20 protein-coding genes are annotated in these 20,476 nt (G+C 71.0%); 8 read left to right on the top strand and 12 right to left on the bottom strand.

What is annotated here, in order from left to right; all coding sequences use genetic code 11:
• Nucleotides 1–171: 171 nt before the first annotated feature.
• From ACFU9P_RS08365 to ACFU9P_RS08335, 7 genes are all read right to left on the bottom strand, one after another.
• Entirely contained in the window at nt 172–1,857 is a 1,686-nt protein-coding gene (locus ACFU9P_RS08365; protein WP_384078289.1) for a dipeptide ABC transporter ATP-binding protein, read from the bottom strand.
• Nucleotides 1,858–1,898: 41 nt separating this feature from the next.
• Nucleotides 1,899–2,888 carry an ABC transporter permease gene (locus ACFU9P_RS08360; protein WP_376375462.1) on the bottom strand — a complete coding sequence of 330 codons (990 nt, stop codon included), beginning with the start codon at nt 2,886–2,888 and terminating at the stop codon, nt 1,899–1,901.
• Nucleotides 2,885–3,895 carry an ABC transporter permease gene (locus ACFU9P_RS08355; RefSeq protein WP_384078383.1) on the bottom strand — a complete coding sequence of 337 codons (1,011 nt, stop codon included), beginning with the start codon at nt 3,893–3,895 and terminating at the stop codon, nt 2,885–2,887. The genes ACFU9P_RS08360 and ACFU9P_RS08355 overlap by 4 nt, the downstream gene beginning before the upstream one ends.
• A 50-nt stretch (nt 3,896–3,945) precedes the next feature.
• On the bottom strand, nt 3,946–5,670 hold the full coding sequence (locus ACFU9P_RS08350) for an ABC transporter substrate-binding protein (protein ID WP_376375459.1): 1,725 nt from the start codon (nt 5,668–5,670) through the stop codon (nt 3,946–3,948).
• A gap of 218 nt (nt 5,671–5,888) precedes the next feature.
• A complete protein-coding gene (locus ACFU9P_RS08345) occupies nt 5,889–5,990 on the bottom strand; it encodes an Ms4533A family Cys-rich leader peptide (protein ID WP_367997414.1) in 102 nt (33 codons plus the stop codon).
• Nucleotides 5,991–6,046: 56 nt separating this feature from the next.
• Nucleotides 6,047–7,624: a DUF3152 domain-containing protein gene (locus tag ACFU9P_RS08340; protein ID WP_384078288.1), complete on the bottom strand. Its 1,578-nt coding sequence runs from the start codon at nt 7,622–7,624 to the stop codon at nt 6,047–6,049.
• 8 nt (nt 7,625–7,632) lie between these two features.
• Nucleotides 7,633–8,619 (bottom strand): alpha/beta fold hydrolase, encoded by a 987-nt coding sequence (locus ACFU9P_RS08335; protein ID WP_376375452.1) that lies wholly within the window; start codon nt 8,617–8,619, stop codon nt 7,633–7,635.
• Nucleotides 8,620–8,751: 132 nt separating this feature from the next.
• Between ACFU9P_RS08335 and ACFU9P_RS08330 the strand changes: the two genes are divergently transcribed.
• From ACFU9P_RS08330 to ACFU9P_RS08315, 4 genes are all read left to right on the top strand, one after another.
• Nucleotides 8,752–8,982 (top strand): hypothetical protein, encoded by a 231-nt coding sequence (locus ACFU9P_RS08330; protein WP_376375450.1) that lies wholly within the window; start codon nt 8,752–8,754, stop codon nt 8,980–8,982.
• Nucleotides 8,983–9,155: 173 nt separating this feature from the next.
• On the top strand, nt 9,156–9,797 hold the full coding sequence (locus ACFU9P_RS08325; protein ID WP_046500386.1) for a TetR/AcrR family transcriptional regulator: 642 nt from the start codon (nt 9,156–9,158) through the stop codon (nt 9,795–9,797).
• Nucleotides 9,798–9,930: 133 nt separating this feature from the next.
• Complete coding sequence (locus ACFU9P_RS08320; protein WP_376375446.1) at nt 9,931–10,158, top strand: DUF3107 domain-containing protein; 228 nt, start codon at nt 9,931–9,933, stop codon at nt 10,156–10,158.
• A 251-nt stretch (nt 10,159–10,409) separates the two neighbouring features.
• Nucleotides 10,410–10,679, top strand: a complete 270-nt coding sequence (locus ACFU9P_RS08315) for a hypothetical protein (RefSeq protein ID WP_376375444.1) — start codon at nt 10,410–10,412, stop codon at nt 10,677–10,679.
• 33 nt (nt 10,680–10,712) lie between these two features.
• Here the strand turns inward: ACFU9P_RS08315 and ACFU9P_RS08310 are convergent, their stop codons facing one another.
• Nucleotides 10,713–11,441, bottom strand: coding sequence for a ferritin-like fold-containing protein (locus ACFU9P_RS08310; RefSeq protein ID WP_376375442.1), 729 nt, complete (start codon nt 11,439–11,441; stop codon nt 10,713–10,715).
• A 653-nt stretch (nt 11,442–12,094) separates the two neighbouring features.
• Between ACFU9P_RS08310 and ACFU9P_RS08305 the strand changes: the two genes are divergently transcribed.
• Both ACFU9P_RS08305 and ACFU9P_RS08300 read left to right on the top strand, forming a co-directional pair.
• A complete protein-coding gene (locus tag ACFU9P_RS08305; protein WP_384078287.1) occupies nt 12,095–13,954 on the top strand; it encodes a DEAD/DEAH box helicase in 1,860 nt (619 codons plus the stop codon).
• Between the two features lie 144 nt (nt 13,955–14,098).
• Entirely contained in the window at nt 14,099–14,941 is an 843-nt protein-coding gene (locus tag ACFU9P_RS08300) for an alpha/beta fold hydrolase (protein ID WP_376375437.1), read from the top strand.
• A 61-nt stretch (nt 14,942–15,002) separates the two neighbouring features.
• On the opposite strand, the gene ACFU9P_RS08295 is transcribed toward ACFU9P_RS08300, so the two are convergent.
• Nucleotides 15,003–15,938 (bottom strand): NYN domain-containing protein, encoded by a 936-nt coding sequence (locus ACFU9P_RS08295; RefSeq protein ID WP_376375434.1) that lies wholly within the window; start codon nt 15,936–15,938, stop codon nt 15,003–15,005.
• 188 nt (nt 15,939–16,126) lie between these two features.
• Between ACFU9P_RS08295 and ACFU9P_RS08290 the strand changes: the two genes are divergently transcribed.
• Nucleotides 16,127–16,279 carry a hypothetical protein gene (locus ACFU9P_RS08290; protein ID WP_376375432.1) on the top strand — a complete coding sequence of 51 codons (153 nt, stop codon included), beginning with the start codon at nt 16,127–16,129 and terminating at the stop codon, nt 16,277–16,279.
• A gap of 108 nt (nt 16,280–16,387) precedes the next feature.
• Here ACFU9P_RS08290 and ACFU9P_RS08285 read toward each other — a convergent pair whose 3' ends face one another.
• The 3 genes from ACFU9P_RS08285 to ACFU9P_RS08275 all read right to left on the bottom strand — a co-directional run bounded on the left by ACFU9P_RS08285 (nt 16,388) and on the right by ACFU9P_RS08275 (nt 18,875).
• Nucleotides 16,388–17,257 carry a PHP domain-containing protein gene (locus tag ACFU9P_RS08285; RefSeq protein ID WP_376375429.1) on the bottom strand — a complete coding sequence of 290 codons (870 nt, stop codon included), beginning with the start codon at nt 17,255–17,257 and terminating at the stop codon, nt 16,388–16,390.
• A gap of 190 nt (nt 17,258–17,447) precedes the next feature.
• The gene (locus ACFU9P_RS08280) at nt 17,448–18,086 is read right to left on the bottom strand and encodes a DUF6758 family protein (protein ID WP_376375426.1); all 639 of its coding nucleotides are present in this window, start codon (nt 18,084–18,086) and stop codon (nt 17,448–17,450) included.
• Nucleotides 18,087–18,248: 162 nt separating this feature from the next.
• Nucleotides 18,249–18,875 (bottom strand): suppressor of fused domain protein, encoded by a 627-nt coding sequence (locus ACFU9P_RS08275; protein ID WP_384078286.1) that lies wholly within the window; start codon nt 18,873–18,875, stop codon nt 18,249–18,251.
• A 459-nt stretch (nt 18,876–19,334) separates the two neighbouring features.
• On the opposite strand from ACFU9P_RS08275, the gene ACFU9P_RS08270 reads away from it, so the two are divergent.
• Nucleotides 19,335–20,459 (top strand): magnesium and cobalt transport protein CorA, encoded by a 1,125-nt coding sequence (locus ACFU9P_RS08270; protein ID WP_376375421.1) that lies wholly within the window; start codon nt 19,335–19,337, stop codon nt 20,457–20,459.
• The last annotated feature ends 17 nt before the right edge of the window (nt 20,460–20,476 follow it).

The raw sequence follows: 20,476 nt of genomic DNA, 5'->3' as shown, positions 1-20,476 counted from the left end.
TTTCGTCTCCCTTTTTCTTCCCCTTCCCTTCTACCCCCCACCCCCCCACGGCGGCCCCGCCCCCCCGGTCCCTCCTTCCCCCCCCCCCCCCCACCAGAAGGGGTGAATGCACGTAACTTTCCCGGACCGGTAGCGTTTTGTTGCGCTACGGATCGACCCGGCTACACAGGGTCAGACGGCGGCGACCTTCTCGGCCACCGCGGGCAACGTCTTCCTGGCCGCGCGGCGCTCGGCGGCGAGTGCCGGATCGAGCGCGGGCACGGCGGCGAGCAGTTGCCTTGTGTACGGGTCGGAGGGCGCCCCGTACACCTCCCCGACCGTCCCCTGCTCCACGATCCTGCCGTGCCGCATCACCGCGACCCGGTCGCTGACCTGCCGTACGACCGCGAGGTCATGGGCGATGAAGACCAGCGCCAGGCCGAGTTCCCGCTGGAGTTCCGCGAGGAGCGCGGTGACCTGCGCCTGGGTGGTCACGTCCAGCGCCGATACGGGTTCGTCGCAGACGATCAGCCGGGGCTCGGCGGCCAGTGCCCGGGCGATACCGACACGCTGGCGCTGGCCCCCGCTGAACTCGTGCGGATAGCGGTCGTACCGGTCGGGATCGAGCCCGACCCGCTCCAGCAGCTCCCGTACGCGCGTAACGATCCGTCCCTCGTCCAGCACCCCCGCCGCCCGCAGCGGGTCGGCCACGGACTCCCCCACCGACCGGCGCGGATTGAGCGAGGAGACCGGGTCCTGGAAGATCATCTGCAACTCGCGGCGGAAAGGGCGCAGTTGCTTCTCGGGCGCCGCCCCGATCTCCGTACCCCGGTAGCGCAGCCGCCCCTCGGTCGGATCGAGGAGCCGTACGAGCATCCGGCCCAGCGTGGTCTTGCCGCTGCCGCTCTCGCCGACGATGCCCAGGGTCTCGCCGGCGCCGACGGTGAGCGAGACCCCGTCGACGGCGGTGACGGTCCGCCGCCCCCGACGGAACTCCCGCCGCAGGTCCACCGCTTCGATCAGCGCATCACCCACGGCGGACGCCCCGGACGTCCCAGCCGGCTCACCGGAGCCCCGTACCACCGGCGCGTCCACCCGCGGCACCGCCGACAGCAGCGCCCGCGTATACGTCTCCCCGGGCGCGCCCAGCACCTCCGCGACCGGACCGCGCTCCACCTCGCGCCCGTGCCGCATCACCAGCACCTCGTCCACGCTCTCCGCCGCGACCCCCACGTCATGGGTCACCAGCAGCAGCCCCATCCCGGTCTCGTGCCGCAGGTCGTGCAGCAGATCGAGGATCTGGGCCTGGACGGTGACGTCCAGGGCCGTGGTCGGTTCGTCGGCGATCAGCAGGCGCGGCTCGCAGGCCAACGCCATCGCGATGAGCGCGCGCTGGCGCATACCGCCGCTGAACTCGTGCGGTCTGGCGTCCGCCCGGCGCGCCGCGTCGGGGATGCCCACCCGGTCCAGCACCTCGACGGCCCGCGCGCGGGCGGCCCGCCGGGTGGCGGCGGTATGGACCCGGTAGACCTCGGCGATCTGGTCGCCGACGGCGTAGTACGGGTCGAGGGAGGAGAGCGGGTCCTGGAAGACCATCGCGGCCACCGCCCCGCGCAGGGCGCGCAGTTCGCGGTCGGACGCGATGCCCACGTCCGTACCGCCCACGCGTACCGTACCGCCGACGCGCGCGCCGGTCCCGCGGTGCAGTCCGAGGAGCGCGCCCGCGACCGTGCTCTTGCCGCTGCCGGACTCGCCGACCAGGCCGATCGCCCGGCCCGCGGCCAGCGAGAAGGACAGCCCGTCGACGGCCCGTACGGTCTCCTCCCCGAGCGCGAAGTCCACCGTGAGGCCCTCGACCTCGACCAGACGGTCCGTCACAGGAGTCGCGGAAGTCCCTGGAGTCGCAGGGGTTACGGGGATCAATGCAGCACCACCCTCCGGTCGGCGGCCGCGTACAGTAGATCGGCCACCACATTCGCCAGCACGACGGCCACGCCGATCACCAGCACCACCCCGACCACCACCGGCAGATCGATCTCGCGCACTCCGTCGATCAGTGCCTTGCCGATCCCGGGAACGTTGAAGAGGGACTCGGTGAGCACCGCCCCGCCCATCACCGTGCCGAAGTCCAGCGCGCTGAGCGCGATGACGGGCGGTACGGCCCCGCGCAGCGCGTGCCGCCCGACGACCGCCCGCTCCCCGACACCATAGGCGCGGAAGGTGCGGATATGGTCCTCGGCCAGTGTCTCCAGCGTCGAACTGCGGGTGAGCCGGGCGTATTTGGCGCTCTCGAAGAAGCCCAGGGTGAGCCACGGCAGCAGCATGTTCCACGCCCACTGCTCGGGGTCCTCGGTGAGCGGTACGTACGTCGGGAAGGGCAGCCACTGCAGGTACGCGCACACCACCATCAGGAGCAGCAGCCCCAGGATGAACACCGGTGTGCCCGTCCCGGCCAGGGTGAGCAGTGTCAGTGTGCGCTCGGTGATCCCGCCGCGCCGCAGCGCGGACAGCAGTCCGGTGCCGACCCCGACGGCCAGCCAGATCACCATCGCGCCGATCGCGAGGGAGGCGGTCGCGGGCAGCCGGTCCAGGATCAGCGCGGTGACCTGCTGGTCGGTCTGGTACGAGAAGCCGAGGCAGGGCGCGTCGCAGTGCAGCAGGGCCGTGCCGGTGGAGTAGTCGCGTCCGGCGACGATGCCCTGGAGGAAGTGCGCGTACTGCGCGTAGACCGACTCGTCGAGACCGAGTTGCCCGCGTACCTGGTCGACCTGCTGGGTGCTGCACCGGTCGCCGCAGGCGAGCCGGGCGGGGTCGCCGGGCGCCAGATAGAACAGCGCGTAGATCGCGACGGAGAGAACGAGCAGGACCAGCACCGCGCCGGCGAGCCGTTTGAGCAGATAGCGCGTCATGAGGAGGTGTCCTTGCGGAGGTCTGCGGGCGCGGCGGCCCCGGGGGCCGCGGCGCGTGCGGTACGGGACGTACGGGATGCCCGTGTCCCGACCCGCAGCCGCGCCGCCTCACGCGGGTCGAGGGCCGCCCGTACCGCGTCACCCAGCGCGGTGAAGGCGAGCACGGTCACGAACAGCATCCCGGCCGGCAGCAGTACGTACATCGGATCCGCGCGGAACCAGGTCTGCGCGCTCGACAGCATCTGCCCCCACGACGGCGTCGGCGGTTTGACCCCGACGCCCAGGAAGGACAGGGACGCCTCAAGCACGATGTTGACGGGGAGCAGGATCGCCGCGTACGTGATGAGGGGCGCGGCGAGCGAGGGCAGCAGCTCGCGCCGCGCCACCCGCCAGCGCCCGGAACCCGCGAGCCGGGCCGCGGCGACGAAGTCGAGCTGCTTCAGGGTGAGCGTCTGCGCCCGTACGATCCGGGACGTACCGCCCCAGTTGAGCAGTCCCATCACCAGGATCAGCAGCAGCGGGCGCGGGAAGTCGGGCGGTACGACGGCGGTCAGGGCGATGGCGAGCACCAGCAGGGGCAGCGCGACCATCACATCGGTGAACCGGCTGAGGACGGTGTCGAGGAGCCGGTTGCCCAGCCCCGCGGCGAGACCGACCGTGATCCCGATCAGCACCTGCACGACGGTGGCGCCCGCCGCGACCAGCAGCGAGACCCGGGCGCCGTACAGCAGCCGTACGAACAGATCGCGCCCGGTGCCCGGTTCGACCCCGAGCCAGTGGTCGCCGCTCACCCCGCCGAACGAGCCGATCGGCACCCCGCCGCGCGCCGAGTCCACCAGCGCGTCGTGGTAGGTGTTCGCGTCCTGGCCCTCGACCGCGGCGAGCAGCGGCGCCGCGACCGCCAGCACCACGAGCAGTCCGAGGACGCTCGCGGCGATGACGGCTGTGGGGCGCCGGCGCAGCCGCCGCCAGGCCTGACGGGCGTCCGAGGCGGCGGCGGGCACCACCGTGGTGGCACCCGCCTTCGCCCCGGACGCCGGCAGATCGGGAACCGTACTCACTTGACCGCGACCTGCGAGATGTCGAGGACACCGGTCCAGTCGCTGATCACGATGTTCTTGACGTCCTTGCCGTACAGCCGCTTGTAGACCGGGTGGAACAGCGGTACGTCGAGGGCCTGCTCACCGATCTTCTTGTCGAGCGCGCCCCAGCGCTTGGCGGCGGCGGCCAGGTCCGTCAGCTTGTTGATCTCGTCGATCTCCTTGTTGACGGCGGGGTCGTCGAGCTGGGCGTGGTTGAAGTTGGAGCCGTCCCTGACGATCTGTCGGCCGTCGAAGATCGGCGCCAGGAAGGGGCCGCCGGACGGCCAGTCGGCGCCCCAGCGCGAGAGGAAGAACCCGGGCGACTTGGTGACGCTCCAGCGCGCCTCGTTGAACGCGTTGGGTTCGAGGCCGACCAGCTTGACCGTGATCCCGGCCTGCTTGAGCGACTCCTGCACGGCCGTGGCGACGTCAGGGCTGGTCTCCCGGTTCTGCACGGTGGAGTGGGTGAGGGAGATGGTCAGCCCGTTCGGGTAACCGGCCTCCTTCAGCAGTTCCTTGGCCTTGGCCGGGTTCCCGGTCTTGCCCGCCGGGAAGTGGTCGTACGGCGTGTAGCCGAAGGCGGCCTGGTCGGGCAGGAAGGTCGTCGCGGGCTCGGCGAGCGCGGAGCCGCCGGCCGCGTTGATCACACTGGTGCGGTTGATGGCGTACGAAATCGCCTGGCGCACCTTGGGGTTGTCGAACGGCTTCACCTTCGGGTTGAAGGCGAGGTAGTTGGTGTAGCCGAAGTGGCCGGTGCCGACGCGCGCGGCGAGCGCCTTGTCACTGCTGGTCTGGGCGAGTTCGGCGGGGCCCAGGTTGGTGTCGGTGGTGACGGCGGCGGCGTCGTCGCCCGAACTGGTCGACAGCCGCTGGTTGATGACGGCCGAGTCGAGACCGGACTGCACATCGATGGTGTCCGGGTAGGCGTGCCGCTGGTCGTCGGTCTTCTCCGACCAGTTCGGGTTGCGCTCCAGGAGAAGGCGCCGCCCGTCGTCCTCGTTCTTGACGACCTTGTACGGGCCGGACGAGACCGGGTGCTCCTCGTACTTGGCGCCGTCGTCCTTGGCCTTCGGCACCGGCGCGAACTGGGTGGCGGTGGCCAGGAAGGGGAAGTCGCCCTCGGGCTTGCGGAGTTTGAAGACGATGGTCTTGTCGTCGGGGGTCTCGATCGAGGCGAGGCCCTTGGGGTCCTTGTACGGGCCCTGGTAGTCGGCCCCGCCGATCAGCCAGTCGCGCAGATACGGCGCACCGCCGGAGAGTTCGGCGGCGAAGGAACGCTCGACACCGTATTTGATGTCGGCGCTGGTGATCGGGGTGCCGTCCTCGTACTTCAGCCCGTCCTTGAGGGTGTACGTCCACTCCGTGGCGTCCGCGTTGGGGCGCCCGGTGTCGGTGGCGAGGTCCGGGACGACCTTGGTGCCGGCGGCGCCGTTCGCGCGGTTGCGGGTGGTGAGCGTACGGAAGACCAGCGAGGGGACGTTGCCGCCGCCCGAGGTGTAGAGGCGCGCCGGGTCGAAGTCGGCCTGCGGCTCGGTGTTCAGCACCGTGAGCTTGCCGCCCTTCTGGGGCGTGCCCTTGCTCGCGCCGTCGGCCTTGGCATCGTTGTCCTGGGGGCCCGAGCAGGCGGCGGCGCCCATGGCCAGGACCAGGCTGATGGCTGCCGCTGCCAGGCGGCGGGATCTTGCGGACGGTTGACGCATGGGAAGAAAGCCTCTCGGTTGCTGCGCGGGCGGAATCGTGCGGGGACGTGCGGGACGTGTGCGAGGGCGGGAATCGCCCGGTGTCCGCGCAGGCGGCAGCGGTGGAGAGCGGAAAAGGTGGAACCGGTTCATGCCGCGCCTGGTACGGACGGAGTAGTACGCCCTAGGCGCGGACTCGCACGGCCGTCAGGGACGGTCGGCGCGCGCTCGGGCAGGCGTCAGCGACAGTGGATGTCTGCCACGCACAGCGCGGTCACACCGATGAGCGTCAGCTCTATCGCGGCGTGCCCGACGGCGGTGGCGTGGTGGTGGGGGGACATGCCGAGAAATATGAACGACCCCGCCCGTGATGTCAACGCACTTTGAGACGAGCGTCTCAACTGTTGGGAAACACCCAGGGGTTGGGCCTGCACTTTATGCCGTCGATGTCCAGGGACTTGGTCTGCTGCTGCATCACCGGGGCGAGTGCGCCGGGCGTGCCGCAGATCACATGGTTGTGCCCGAGCCGGTGGCCGACCTCGTGGTTGATCAGCATCTGGCGGTAGCTGAGCATCGCCTTGGCGCCGAAGGTCTTCGAACCCTGCGCCCACCGGAAGGCGTTGATCATCACGCGGTCGGTGGAGGCGGAGTCGCAGGACACATTGTCGACAGTGGTGTCCAGACCGGACTTGGCGCACCAGACACCGGTGGTGCCGGGGCTCGCCAGGGTGATCACGAAGTCGGGCTTGCCGCTGGAGATCCGTTCGAAGGTCATGGCGCCGTTGTGCGCCCAACTCCGGTCGTCGTTGAGGGTCTTCTGGACGGCGTCCGCGAAGAGCGCGCCGTCCAGCCCGAGGCCGTTCTCGATGTCCACGCGGTAGCGGAACTTCTGGCCCTTGCCCGGCGCCCGGTCGAGTCCGGGTACGGCGGTGAAGCGGCCGGACGCGGTGAGCTGGGGGTCGAGCGGGAACTGACGGGTCATCAACTCTGCATAGGTGGGCGGCGGCGGGGCGGGTACGTCCGGCTGTACGGAAGGGGTGGCCCGGCCGTCGGAGCGGGAGGCGATGTCGTCCTCGGCGCGGTCGAGTCCGTCGGCGGCGCGGGCGCCGGACGGCTCGCCGCCGGTGATCTGTCCGGCGACGACGACCGCGAGCACGGTGGTGACCGCGGCGGCGGCGATCCCGGTGAGCGCCCGCCCCTTGCTCCCCTTGACGGGCTGCTCGGCCTCGGGCTGTTCCGGGGCGTCCGGACCCGCGTCCGGCCCGTCACCGCCCCGCCCGGGCGGAGCCGCTTCCCGTACGCCGGTCCGCGCACCCGGAGCGTCGAAGGCGTCGTCGTCGAACGCGTCGATGAACTCCCGCCGCGGCCCGGGAATCAACGGCGTCCCGGCGGCGGGCGTGGCATCCACGGGCATCCGTGCCCCACGGCCGGCGCCCTTCAGGGTCCCGGCTCCGGGCCCGCGGGCCCCTGGAACGCCGCCTCCCGGCATACCGGCCGCGGGCGCCTGAGCCCCGGGCATCGCACTTCCCGGCCCTCCGGCGCCGCGGGCCGCGCCTGCTCCGGGGGTCCGGGGTCCGGCGCCCATGCCTCCGGCCGTACCCGGTCCGGCAGTTCGGGGCCCGGGCGTCGCGCCGAGCATGCCTGCGGCCCCTGGGCGGGGGCGGCCCGGGGCCGTGCCCTGCCAGTCGCCGTAGCGCTGGCCGGTGCCCCAGCCTCCGCCCGGTTCGCGCTGTTCGGGGTGGCCGCCCCGTACCCTCGGCACACCGTGCGCGGGAGTGCCGCCGTACACCGGGGTGCCGTGCGCCGGAGTGCCGTACGCGGCCTCGTCCCCGGCGGCTCCCGCGCGCCTGCGCCTGCCTCTGCCGGGGCCCTCCGGATCCGGGTCCGGTTCCGCCTCGGCGGGCGCGACACCGGCCGGGCTCGGCGAGGCGGAGCCGGACCCGGGTGCGGGGCCTCTGCGGCTGTGTCGTCCCACGCCCCGGATCAGCTCCTGTCGGTCTTGTCCGCGTCGCCGGCCCTGCCGGCGTTGTCGATCAGCTCCCGGGCGGCCTGGGCGACCTCCCGCGGGTACTCCATCATGGCGACATGCCCGGCGTCAGGGAGCGTAAGGAGCCGTGAATCACGGAAAGCGGCGGACGCCTTCCGTGCCATACGGTACGAAACGAGCTGATCCCGCCCGCCGTAGACGAGCAGCGTCGGGGCCAGTACCCGCTCGGCCTGCCGCCACAGTGCGTGTTGACCGCCCAAGGTGTACGCGTTGACGATACCGCGCGCGGAACGGGTCATCGCGTCCCAGAAATACGGCAGTTGAAGCCGGCGCTCCATCTCCCGCACCGCGTCCCGCAGTTCCTGCTCGGTGATCGACGAGGGATTTCCGTAACAGAGCGCGAGGACGCCCCGCGTCCGCTGCTCCGCCGACCACTCCCGGGTCATCCTGCCGAACAGCGCGGCGGCCCCGGGCAGCGCCAGCAGCGCGGTGGGCACCGCGGAGCGCTGGACACGGATCTCCGGCAGCGCCGGCGAGACCAGTGTCAGGGTCCGCACCAGATCCGGCCGGGCCGCCGCGACCACGGTGGCGACCGAGCCGCCCATCGAGTTCCCGAAGAGATGCACGGGCCCGCGCCGCCCCGAGTCCAGCAGCCGGATCACCGCGCGGGCATGCCCGGTGACCGAGTAATTGCCGTCGTCCGGCGGCGGCGAGTCCCCGAAACCGGGCAGATCGACGGCCTCGCCGTCGACCAGGTCCGCCAGCAGGGGCATCATCCCCGACCAGTTCTGCGAGGAGCCGCCCAGCCCGTGCACATACAGCGCGGGCGGCGCTCCCGTACGGGTCGCGGGCCGTGCCCGTACCGTCAGGGTGAGTCCGGGCAGCGCCACGGAACGGAGCGTCTCCCCCTCCGCGACCCGTACGGGACTCACCTTCGGAGCCACGGCGGCGGCAATGGTTTCCGGCAGCTCGGTCGAAGACATGCGGCAATGTTACGAGACGATCACGCCCGGCACTGTGTGTTCGCCATCACAGGCCGCATGGCGCCCGGCATCGCGGGCTTCTACGCTGCATGAAGAGGGCTTGTACGAAGAAAGGTCAGCGAAAGGCCACTTATGCCGGTCGACCCCACTGATCCGGACACTTTCGAGACCGACGACCAGGACGAGTACGCCGAACTGCCCGAGGAGACCCCCGAGGCCGACGCCGCGGAGCAGCACACCGAGGTGCGCCGCCACGGCGACGAACGCCTGACACATGTCGATCCGGACACGGTGAGTGAGGGCGATGCCGCCGAGCAGGCCCGGGCGGTCGACCTGGACGAGGACGAGGAGGGCTACCGCTGACCCCCGCCAGGTGCTCTGAAGTGGGCCAGGGTCTTCGTTCGGATCCGGCCGCCCGCTACCGCGGCCGTCCCGGTCCGTGAAATTCTGCGTTCCGCCCGCGCACAGCGCCGTTACCCAAAAGTACGATGGCGGGGCGGCGCACAGCGCGCACGGCACGATTTTTGGGAGGCGGCGTGACAGCCATAGAGCAGACCGAGGCGGCGCGCCCGCGAGGCACGCGCCTGCCCCGCCGCGCCCGACGCAATCAGCTTCTGGGCGCGGCACAGGAAGTCTTCGTCGCGCAGGGGTACCACGCCGCGGCGATGGACGACATCGCCGAGCGGGCCGGGGTCAGCAAGCCCGTCCTCTACCAGCACTTCCCCGGCAAGCTGGAGCTGTATCTCGCGCTGCTCGACCAGCACTGCGAAGCCCTCCTCCAGGCCGTCCGTACCGCCCTCGCCTCGACCACCGACAACAAGCTGCGCGTCGAGGCGACCATGGACGCGTACTTCGCCTATGTCGAGGACGAGGGCGGCGCGTTCCGGCTGGTCTTCGAGTCGGACCTGACGAACGAACCGGCGGTGCGCGAGCGCGTCGACCGGGTCGCGCTCCAGTGCGCCGAGGCCATCTCCGAGGTGATCGCCGAGGACACCGGGCTCTCCAAGGAGGAGTCCATGCTGCTGGCCGTGGGCCTCGGCGGGGTCTCCCAGGTGGTCGCCCGCTACTGGCTCTCCAGCGAGTCCGCCATCCCCCGCGACCAGGCGGTCCGGCTGCTCACGTCGCTGGCCTGGCGGGGCATCGCGGGCTTCCCGCTGCACGGCGGTGAACAGCACTGAACGCCCCGTGTTCGCTGCGGGCGTTCAGCACGGCGTCTTCCCAGTGGATTCCCGGTGGTTTCCGCGGGCTAGTGTGTGCTGAGTACAGCGCGGCTGACCGCGCAACGCACTGACCGTTCGGAGGGACATAGCCGTGGAGGTCAAGATCGGCGTGCAGCACACGCCCCGGGAGATCGTTCTGGAGAGCGGGCAGTCCGCCGAGGAGGTCGAGCGCGCCGTGGCCGACGCGCTGGCCGGCAAGGCGCAGTTGCTCAGCCTCACCGACGACAAGGGGCGCAAGGTGCTCGTACCGGCCGAGCGGGTCGCGTACGTGGAGATCGGTGAGCCGACGACCCGGCGGGTCGGATTCGGCGCGCTGTAGCGCTCTGAGGATCACTTTCGTGATGGCCCGGCGGGACTCCCCGCCGGGCCATCGCGCTGTACGGGCCCTGATACGGGAGTACGCGCCGGGATTGCGCCGTACGGACGGCCGCCCGGCACCCGACTGACCGTGCCGGTGATCGTGTCCGGGGGATCTCGGGAGGGTTGCGTTCCGTGCACCGCGGGTAGTGACGTGCTGGGCCAAAAGGTCCGGACCACCATGTGCTTTCTGGTGTCGTGAGGTGATCAGCGGTGTTCTGGGTAGCTCTTGGATCGGCCCTGCTCGGGCTCGGTCTCTCCTGGGTCGCGTCCCACCTGCTGTCCGACCGGCTCCCCGCGTACCGGACGGTGTTCACCACCGGTCCGCTCGGCGCCCTCTTCGGTGCCTATCTGACGCACATGGCGCTCGGCCCCGGCCACACCCTGCTGACACTGGGCGGCGCGCTGCTGGTGGGGGCGGTCCTGCTGTCGCTGCTGATCCGCCCCACGGGCCGCCCGCTGCACCGGGCCATGCCGTCCTGACGCACGGCCCGGAGAGTCCGGTGAGCCCAGGGCTCAGGCGGCCAGTCCCAGAGCGGCCATCCGCTTGGTGTGCGCCTCGGTGATCCGCGAGAACATCCGGCCGACCTCCGCGAGATCGAACCCGTCGGCCACCCCGCCGACCAGCATCGTGGAGAGCGCGTCCCGCTCGGCCACCACCCGCTGTGCCTGCGACAGCGCCTCGCCCATCAGCCGCCGTGCCCACAGCGCCAGCCGCCCGCCGACCCGGGGCTCGGCCTCGATCGCGGCCCGTACCTTCTCCACGGCGAAGTTGCCGTGGCCGGTGTCGTCCAGCACCGCGAGCACCAGGGAGCGGGTGTCGGTGTCGAGCCGCGCGGCCACCTCACGGTAGAAGTCGCTGGCGATCGAGTCCCCCACGTACGCCTTGACCAGGCCCTCCAGCCAGTCCGACGGCGCGGTCTGGCGGTGGAAGTCGTCGAGGGCCTTGGCGAAGGGCTCCATCGCGTCGGTCGGCTCGGCGTCGATGGCCTTCAGCCGGTCGCTGAGCCGCTCGAAGTGGTGGAACTCGGCGGAGGCCATCTTCGCCAGCGCGGCCTTGTCGGCGAGGGTGGGCGCCAGCTTGGCGTCCTCGGCGAGCCGCTCGAAGGCCGCCAGCTCGCCATAGGCGAGCGCCCCGAGGAGATCCACGACCGCGGCGCGGTACTGCGGCTGCGCGGAGGCCGTGTCCCAGTTCTGGGCGGCGATCCCCGTGTTCGCGCTGTCTCGGTTCTCGCTGTCTGCCACGGCAACCTTCCAGTTCGTCTGTCTTACATCACATGTGGCGATAGACTAACCACTGCGCGTCACTGCGCCGGGCAGGGCTCGTCCGTCATCAGACCGCTGTGCGGCCAGGTGAGAAGCCCCTGTGGGGGAGGAGTCACGGACGGCACAATAGTCCGCCGTGAGCATGGAGGAAGGGCCTGTCCAGCACTGGTGGACGGGCCCTCCATGAACTTTCCCCGACACACATGCGCGATTCCGGGGTACAGTGATAAAGAGCCTGCTGATCGTTCGGCGGGCCCTTGCAGTATGTGGAAGTGTTTTGACCGAGGGTCCATTCCTCGGACAGGCCCCATGAGGATGCCCGGTCGGTGGCCCGATCGGCTCCGACCCGACCGCCCTCCACGCGGATCGTACGCACAGCAGCGTATGACCGCAGATGAGGGGCCCCCTCAGCGGCACGAGCGCTCGAGCGACGGCAGTGGTCCCGCGCCATCCGGCCAACCCACGGCCGGCCGAGTACCCAGGTGCGGTACGACCCCCAGCGTTCGCCTCGCGCCGCGTCTCACAGAAGAGGCAGCACCCTGACTACGACTTTCCGAGAACTCGGAATCCTCCCCGAGACGGCCGAGGCGCTTGAAGCCGTCGGCATTCTGTCTCCGTTCCCCATCCAAGAGATGACGCTCCCCGTCGCACTGTCCGGCAAGGACGTCATCGGACAGGCCAAGACCGGCACGGGCAAGACGCTCGGCTTCGGTCTGCCGCTGCTGGAGCGCGTCACCGTCCCCGCCGACGTCGAGTCCGGCCGGGCCGTGCCCGAACTGCTCACCAACGCACCGCAGGCGCTTGTCGTCGTCCCCACCCGCGAGCTGTGCACGCAGGTCACCAATGACCTCCTCACGGCCGGCAAGGTGCGGAACGTACGCGTGCTGGCCATCTACGGCGGCCGGGCGTACGAACCTCAGGTCGAGGCCCTCAGGAAGGGTGTCGATGTGATTGTCGGCACTCCGGGCCGCCTCCTCGACCTGGCGGGCCAGAAGAAGCTCGACCTCTCGCATGTGCGCGCGCTCGTGCTCGACGAGGCCGACGAGATGCTCGACCTGGGCTTCCTGCCCGATGTCGAGAAGATCATCCAGCTTCTGCCGCCCAAACGCCAAACGATGCTCTTCTCGGCGACCATGCCGGGCGCGGTCATCGGGCTCGCCCGGCGGTACATGTCGCAGCCCACGCACATCAGCGCCACCTCGCCCGACGACGAGGGCGCGACCGTCGCCAACACGACCCAGCGGGTCTACCGCGCGCACTCCATGGACAAGCCGGAGATGGTCGCCCGCATCCTCCAGGCCGAGGGCCGCGGACTCGCGATGATCTTCTGCCGTACGAAGCGTACGGCCGCCGACATCGCCGACCAGCTCGCCCAGCGCGGCTTCGCCTCCGGCGCGGTCCATGGCGACCTCGGCCAGGGCGCCCGCGAGCAGGCGCTGCGCGCGTTCCGCAACGGCAAGGTGGATGTCCTGGTCTGTACGGACGTCGCCGCTCGCGGTATCGATGTCGAGGGTGTGACGCATGTCATCAACTACCAGTCTCCGGAGGAGGAGAAGACCTACCTCCACCGCATCGGCCGCACGGGCCGCGCGGGCGCGTCCGGTACGGCGGTGACGCTGGTCGACTGGGACGACATCCCGCGCTGGCAGCTCATCAACAAGGCGCTCGACCTCGGTTTCCCGGACCCGCCGGAGACGTATTCCACGTCCCCGCACCTGTTCGAGGAGCTGAAGATCCCGGCCGGGACCAAGGGCGTGCTGCCGCGCGCCGAGCGCACCCGTGCCGGGCTCTCGGCCGAGCAGGTCGAGGACCTGGGCGAGACGGGCGGCCGGGGCCGCAAGTCGGCGGCCTCTTCCGCGGTACGGGAAGAGCGCCCGGCCCGTACGCGCACTCCGCGCCAGCGGCGCCGCACCCGTGGCGGGGCCGTGCTGGACGGAGCCACGGCGGAACCGCAGTTCCAGACGGCCGTTCCGGTGGACGAGCCGGCAGACGTGACCGTGGAGCAGCCGGCCGAGCCGCGCACTCCGCGCCGCCGCCGTCGCACCCGGAGCGGCGCCCTGGCGGCGGCCGAGGCCGGGGCTGCGGTCCTGGAGACCGTCCCGGCGGGCCCCGCGGCGGACGTGCTCGCTCCGGCGGAGCCGGAGGCCGAGGCAGCGCCCAAGCCGCGCCGCCGCCGCACCCGGGCCGCGAAGCCGGTGGCGGAGGCGGGAGAGGCGGCCGAGGGGGCTGTGGCGGTGGTGACCGCCGAGGCGCCCGTCGCCGAGGCCGCGCCGCGCAGACGGACCCGGGCCGCCAAGCCCGTGGCCGAGGCGGTGGCCGACCCGGCCGAGGCTCCTGTGGCGGAGGTGGCGGAGGCCAGGCCCCGTCGCCGTACCCGCGTCGCCAAGGCCGTCGAGCCCGCCGCCGACGGGCCCGAGGCCCCGGAGGCGGAGGCGGTACCGAAGCCGCGCCGCCGCCGTACGCGTACGACCGCGGCCAAGACCGAAAGCTGATCCAGCAGCCGTAGCACCCGATGGCCCGGCATCCCACCAAGGGGTGCCGGGCCATCGGCGTACGGCCAGGAGCCCGGCCGGTGCTCTCCCGTCGGGCACGGACCTGATCGCACCGGGCTTGCGCCGCGCGGTTAGCCTCGTCGCATGAGTCGGCCGTCCAGCTTTGTCCCGCCCTCCTGTGCCCGTGCCCGCACCCTGTCGACCCGGCGCGGCCGGTTCGCCGTGCTCGACAGCCGACCGGCCGGAGAGCCGCAGGCAACCGTGCTTCTGCTGCCCGGGTACACCGGCAGCAAGGAGGACTTCAACTCGATGCTCGAACCGTTCGCCGAGGCCGGTTACCGCGCCCTCGCCGTCGACGGCCGCGGACAGTACGAGACCGAGGGGCCGGACACCCAAGAGGCGTACACCCAGGGCGAGTTGGCGGCCGATGTGCTGGCGCAGGCGGAGGCGGTCGGCACTCCGGTCCATCTGCTCGGGCACTCGCTCGGCGGCCAGATCGCCCGCGCCGCGGTGCTGCTGGACCGGAGCCCGTTCCTCACCCTGACCCTGATGTCCTCCGGGCCCGCGCAGGTCGCCCCGGCCCAGCGGGAGCGGGTGAAGCTGCTCAGCGACGCGCTCGCCACGATGTCCATGGCGCAGGTGTGGGAGGCCATGCGTGCGATGGATCCTCCGGAAGAAACCCCTGTCGACGGCGAGGATCTGCGCAGGCGCTGGCTGCGGACCAGTCCGGCGCAGCTCATCGCCACCGGCCGCCAGCTCTCCGTCGAACCCGACCGGGTCGCCGAACTCGCCGCCGTACAGCCGCTGCCCAAGCATGTGCTGTCCGGGGAGCGCGACGACACCTGGCCGCTGCCGCTGCTCGACGCGATGGCGGAGCGGCTCAAGGCCCGCAGGACCGTGATCGCGGGGGCGCAGCACTCCCCCAACACCGACCGGCCGCTGGAGACCGCCGCCGCGCTGACGGACTTCTGGGACGGCCACTACTGACCCGGCCGGCACTCACCCGGCCGGGGCCCCAAGAGCCGCGAAGGGTTCAGTCGCGTAAAGGTCAGTACTGCGACTGGAGGTGCTGCCAGAAGCCGTCCCGCAGCGCCCGCCGCAGCATCGCATGCCCCCTCAGCGACCGCTGGAGCAGTCTCTCCGCCTCGATCAGCAGGTCCTGGTCCACCGGCCCCGGCAGATACGGATGGCCCGGCAGCAGCTCGACCATCGACTCCCGGCCGCGCTCCGCCAGCCAGGTCGCCGCGATCTGCGCGCCGATGAAGCGGACCTGGTCGCGGGAGGGCGGCGGCTCGCCCTCGTGCTCGTACGTGGTGACCGGGCGCCGGGTGACATACGGCTTACAGAACTCCAGGTCGAAGGTGCGCTGGCTGTCGACCTCCCAGAGCAGCGGCTCGGCCTGGTTGCGCCCCTCGCCGGCCTCCATGCCCCAGAGGTGGACGCGTGCCCCGTACCCCTGCGCGGCCTCGACCGCGGACACCAGGTCCTCGTCCCCGCCGACCAGGGCCGCGTCGCTGATGGCGCGGTGCCGGGCGAGCGATTCGAGATCCGTGCGGATCAGTGAATCGACGCCCTTCTGCTGGTTGTTGGCGTTGAGATTGCCGAGCCTGACCTTGACGTCGGGCAGCTCCGCGATGGCCTGCTGCTCGGGGGTGTGGATCCGCCGCCTGGCGCCGTCGTACCAGTAGACCCGCAGCAGCCTGCTGTCCGCGAAGATGATCCTGGCCTTGTCGATGAAGGCCTCGATGAGCCCCTCGGCGTCGAGATCAAAGGCGCGCCGGTCTTCCGTGCCCGCTACAAGCAACCCGGCCGCAGCATAGACGTAACCGGCGTCGACGAAGATGGCATGTGTGGACGGGGTCTTGGCGACCTCCGCGAGCATGCGCTGGAGCAGCTCGTTCGTCCGCTCCAGACGGGCTGCGATCTCGGCGATCCCGGGGCCGGTCTCCGGGGTGCTCTCTGGGTTGGTCTCTGCCTCGTTCATACGCGCTTCATTCTCTGTGGACGACACCGTACCCGCCAGTAGTTAGCCTCCCAAAGAATTTCCTTAGCCTAAGGAATATTTGCAGTAGGCAACCCGTTGAAGCTACACGTAACCGTTCACGCACCGATCGACGGACATCCCGTCACCCACAGTTCTCCAGCCGGAGGATCAGACGAAGGGAGAAGCCCGTGCGCTTCGAAATCATGCGCCTCGACGATGTCGACGGCACCGCTGTCGACAGCACTGTCGTGGACGCCGCCTCCGTCAACCGCATCGTGCAGCAGGCCGCCGCCGAGGGCCAGCGCATCTATATCCGCCCCGCCGAATCCACGGCCTCGTAACCCCGCATCCACTTCGCACAACGCCGACACTGCGCCCCTGTACGGATCACCCGTACGGGGGCGCCGGCTGTTGTACGGGCACGCTTGCGGGAGCCTGTGCGCGGCCCCTTACGGGTGGCTGCCCGCGGCCCGGACCGGGAGGGCGCCGGAGGCGCGCCGGGTGAGTTCGGCGTAGACCTCCGGATCGGTGGTGTACGCCCCGAGCGGTACGGGCTTCCTGCTGCCGTGGTAGTCGCTGGAGCCGGTGACCAGCAGCCCGAGATCGGCGGCCTGGGCGCGCAGCCGGGCCCTGGTCGGGGCGTCGTGGTCGACATGGTCGACCTCGATGCCGTCGAGACCGGCGGCGGCGAACCGCTCGACGGCCGAGTCGGGCACGACCTCACCACGCTTGACGGCCTGCGGATGCGCGAAGACCGTGACTCCGCCCGCGGCCTTGACCAGTCGGATCGCCTCGAACGGGTCCAGCTCGTGCTTCTCGGCGTACGCGCGCCCGCCGTTGGCGAGCCACTCGGGGGTGAAGGCGTCGGAGACGGTCTCGACCACACCGAGCTGGACGAGCGCGGTGGCGATGTGCGGGCGGCCGAGCGAGGCGTCGCCGGCGATCCGGGCGACCTGCTCCCAGGTGATCGGGACGCCCAGCTCCTGGAGCTTGCCGACCATGGTGCGTGCCCGGGGTATGCGGTCGTCCCGTACCAGCTCGCGTTCGCGCAGCAGCTCGGGCTCGTACGGGTCGAAGAGATACGCGAGCAGGTGCAGGCTGATGCCGTCGAGCCGGCAGGAGAGTTCGGCGCCGGTGACGAGAGTGAGGTCCCGGTCGAGGTCCGCGAGCGCGGCGGTCGCCTCGGCATGGCCGCGGGTGGAGTCGTGGTCGGTGAGCGCGACGACATCGAGCCCCGCCGCGGCCGCGTTACGGACCAGCTCGGCCGGGGTGTCCGTACCGTCCGAGGCGGTGGAGTGGGTGTGCAGATCGATGCGCACGAGGCGGACTCCGGAGGCTGGGACGGACATTCCCGGGCTGACACCCGTGCGGGCGCTCACAACGGGCGCTCACATCGGGCGTTCAAGGACCTCAAGGATAACGGGGGGGCTCGGACACCCCCGGATCGCTGCCGTCCACGATGCCGCCCGAGGCACACAGGGCGACAGGAGGCACGAGGGAACGCGGCGGTCAGGACAACAGCCGGGGTGACAGCGCCCCGCACGGCAGCAGTTCCACTTCGGCGCCCGCGTCCCGCAGGTCGGTCAGCACCAGTTCGTCGTAGAGCAGCAGCCCCGACTGCTCCGGCCAGACGATCGCCCACAGCCACAGTCCGAGCGCCTCACCCGCGAACACCGCCCGGTCGTCGGGGGCCTGGGCGACATGCCACAGAGGGGTGGGCCGGCCCGCGGCGAGCAGCTTGGCCTGCGGGGGTTTGTCGACTCCGATGTGCGGTCCGGGATCGGGGCCGTCCATCCCGGCGTACCGCGCCCCCAGCCCCACCCCCAGCTCCTCCGCGACGAGCAGCAGCTCCCCCATGCCGCCGAGCGGTCCTGGACCCGAGCAGGCGACGGCGGTGGCCCGGCCCCCGCTGCGGTCGTCCCCCGCGTACGCCACTCCGGTGAAGAGCCAGCCGACGGGCAGCGGCCAGGGCATCCACACCGGGACCCGCGCACGGTGCACCACCACACCGAGGGCCTCGACGCTGGGCGGTATCACGGGCTGGAGCGGATGCACGGTGCCGTGCACATCACACTGCCAGGAGTCGGCGAAAAGACCGGGCGCCCTGACCCGGCCACCGCACTTCGGGCAACTGGGTTCGCCCCTCATAGCGCCCCACGGTCCTCCCCGGCCGACGTCGCGTCAAGGACGATCACCCGTCCGGACCGAGTACGTCCCGGTGGAACGATACAAAGTCTTCCGCGCGCCATGAGCGCCATGATCCGGTCCATCGGTCGCACCGCCGGTCCACACATCGCCATCAGTCCAGCATCAGTCCAACGGTACGGAACGGCGCAGCGGATCGCGCAGATCCGTGCCGTGCGCCAGCCAGCGCTCCTGAAGCTCCCGCGCGCCCCGTGCCCGCTTCCACGCCGCCTCGTTGGGTGTCATCGGCAGCAGCGGCAGAAACCGTACGGGCTCCAGGGGCGCGTCCAGCTCCAGATCCGGCACCAGCCCGCCGGACTCCCCGATCAGTACGGAGTGGAAGGGCGCCCCCGGCCAGAGCGGTCCGCCCAGGTCCAGGGAGCCGCCCGAGGCCATGACCACGCCCTCGACCTGCGGTGACGCGGCGAGTACGGCGAGCGGGCGCAGCACCCGGTCGGTGTCGGCGAGCCCGGCCCGTACCGTCAGGAGCAGCTCGGCGCGGGGGCCCTTCACGAGGTCGGCCAGTACGGCGGAGGGGTCGGCCATGGGCTGCGCCGACATTCCGAGTGTGACGTACCGCACCACATCAGCGCCGTCATGGGAGCCATGAGAGCCACTGGAGCCGCTCCCGGAGTCCGGGAAGCGGAGCACCTCGATACGGTCCGTCCCCAGGAAGGTGACCGCGGCCCGCGCGTCCGGTTCGCCCAGCGCCGTACGCAGCCTGGCCTCGACCAGAGCGAGAATTTCTGCCATACGCGGAGCATAGATCGCTACGGAATCGGGCAGAGGAAGAGATTGACGTCTGTCGGCTGATAGTCTTGGCCGCTGGTCGGGACAGTGTGCGCAGAGCGCCGCTCTCCAAGTCCCGATGACACGTCGTCCCCCACGGGGGACCGGCCGGAGGAGGTGGGGCTGCGGTGGATCGAAGTCACCCGGCCAGTACCAACCGCTCTTCCGCCCCGCTCTCTTCCCGGTGATCCGGGTCCCGGGGATCTGAGGCCCCGGCAGTCCAGGCACGGCCTCCCGCACGACGGAAGAGCGTCCTTTCCTCTCGTTCTCACGCTCTTGCCCTCTCGCCTGTGTTTTCAGCCTGTCTGTAGCGAACGCCGTCACCGCGACCCCGCGGTGCCGCCCGCTTTGCGGACGTATGCACCACGTCCCCATTCCGGGCTGTGCCACCTCGCCGACGGCCTCTCCGTGAAGGAGCCCGCCATGTCGATGATCCGAGACCTGCGCGCAGCGGTCCGCCCGGCCCTGCGCAGGACCGCCGCCGCCTACAGCAAGTACGACTCGTACGACCCCACCCGGGACCCGTCCGCCTCCAGCGCGGTGGTGGACTGCGCGGTCTACCGCAAGGGCCGCCGGGTGATGGAGGACCCGTGTGTCACGCCGCACGAGGCGATGCTGCGGGTACGGGAGGGCGGCGGCTTCGCCTGGATCGGCCTCCATGAGCCGACCGAGGAGGAATTCGCCGGTATCGCGGCCGAGTTCGGGCTGCACCCGCTGGCGGTGGAGGACGCGGTGCAGGCGCATCAGCGGCCCAAGCTGGAGCGGTACGACGACACCCTGTTCACCGTCTTCAAGACCATCCACTACGTCGAGCACACCGAACTGACGGCGACCAGCGAGGTCGTGGACACCGGTGAGGTGATGTGCTTCACAGGACGGGACTTCGTGATCACCGTCCGGCACGGCGGCAAGGGCTCGCTGCGCGCCCTGCGCCACCGGCTGGAGGAGGACGCCGAACTGCTGGCCAAAGGGCCCTCGGCGGTGCTGCACTCCATCGCGGACCATGTCGTGGACGGGTACATCGCGGTGGCGTCGGCCGTCCAGGACGATATCGACGAGGTCGAGATCGATGTGTTCTCGGCGCCCGCGAAGGGCAGTCCGCGCGGCTCCGACGCCGGGCGGATCTACCAGCTCAAGCGTGAGGTGCTGGAGTTCAAGCGGGCCGTCTCGCCGCTGCTGCGGCCGATGCAGCTGCTGAGCGAGCGGCCGATGCGGCTGGTCGACCCCGACATCCAGAAGTACTTCCGCGATGTCGCCGACCATCTCGCGCAGGTGCACGAGCAGGTGATCGGCTTCGACGAACTGCTGAACTCGATCCTCCAGGCCAATCTCGCGCAGGCGACCGTCGCGCAGAACGAGGACATGCGCAAGATCACGTCCTGGGCGGCCATCATCGCCGTACCGACGGCGATCTGCGGGGTGTACGGCATGAACTTCGATCACATGCCGGAGCTGCACTGGAAGTTCGGCTACCCGATGGTGCTGGGCGCGATCGCGGTCGTCTGTGTGACGATCCATCGCACCCTCAAGCGCAACGGCTGGCTGTAGAGGGGGGTCCGGCGTGC

Source organism: Streptomyces sp. NPDC057617 (assembly GCF_042800555.1).
Lineage (GTDB): Bacteria > Actinomycetota > Actinomycetes > Streptomycetales > Streptomycetaceae > Streptomyces.
Note: the sequence above shows the minus strand (reverse complement) of the source record. Positions and strands in the feature narration are given on the sequence as shown.

Excerpts from the sequence above, each read along its gene's own strand:
- ACFU9P_RS08360 (WP_376375462.1), bottom strand. The coding sequence starts at position 2,888 with ATGACGCGCTATCTGCTCAAACGGCTCGCCGGCGCGGTGCTGGTCCTG.
- ACFU9P_RS08350 (WP_376375459.1), bottom strand. The coding sequence starts at position 5,670 with ATGCGTCAACCGTCCGCAAGATCCCGCCGCCTGGCAGCGGCAGCCATC.
- ACFU9P_RS08345 (WP_367997414.1), bottom strand. The coding sequence starts at position 5,990 with ATGTCCCCCCACCACCACGCCACCGCCGTCGGGCACGCCGCGATAGAG.
- ACFU9P_RS08335 (WP_376375452.1), bottom strand. The coding sequence starts at position 8,619 with ATGTCTTCGACCGAGCTGCCGGAAACCATTGCCGCCGCCGTGGCTCCG.
- ACFU9P_RS08330 (WP_376375450.1), top strand. The coding sequence starts at position 8,752 with ATGCCGGTCGACCCCACTGATCCGGACACTTTCGAGACCGACGACCAG.
- ACFU9P_RS08305 (WP_384078287.1), top strand. The coding sequence starts at position 12,095 with ATGACGCTCCCCGTCGCACTGTCCGGCAAGGACGTCATCGGACAGGCC.
- ACFU9P_RS08300 (WP_376375437.1), top strand. The coding sequence starts at position 14,099 with ATGAGTCGGCCGTCCAGCTTTGTCCCGCCCTCCTGTGCCCGTGCCCGC.
- ACFU9P_RS08295 (WP_376375434.1), bottom strand. The coding sequence starts at position 15,938 with ATGAACGAGGCAGAGACCAACCCAGAGAGCACCCCGGAGACCGGCCCC.
- ACFU9P_RS08280 (WP_376375426.1), bottom strand. The coding sequence starts at position 18,086 with ATGAGGGGCGAACCCAGTTGCCCGAAGTGCGGTGGCCGGGTCAGGGCG.
- ACFU9P_RS08275 (WP_384078286.1), bottom strand. The coding sequence starts at position 18,875 with ATGGCAGAAATTCTCGCTCTGGTCGAGGCCAGGCTGCGTACGGCGCTG.
- ACFU9P_RS08270 (WP_376375421.1), top strand. The coding sequence starts at position 19,335 with ATGTCGATGATCCGAGACCTGCGCGCAGCGGTCCGCCCGGCCCTGCGC.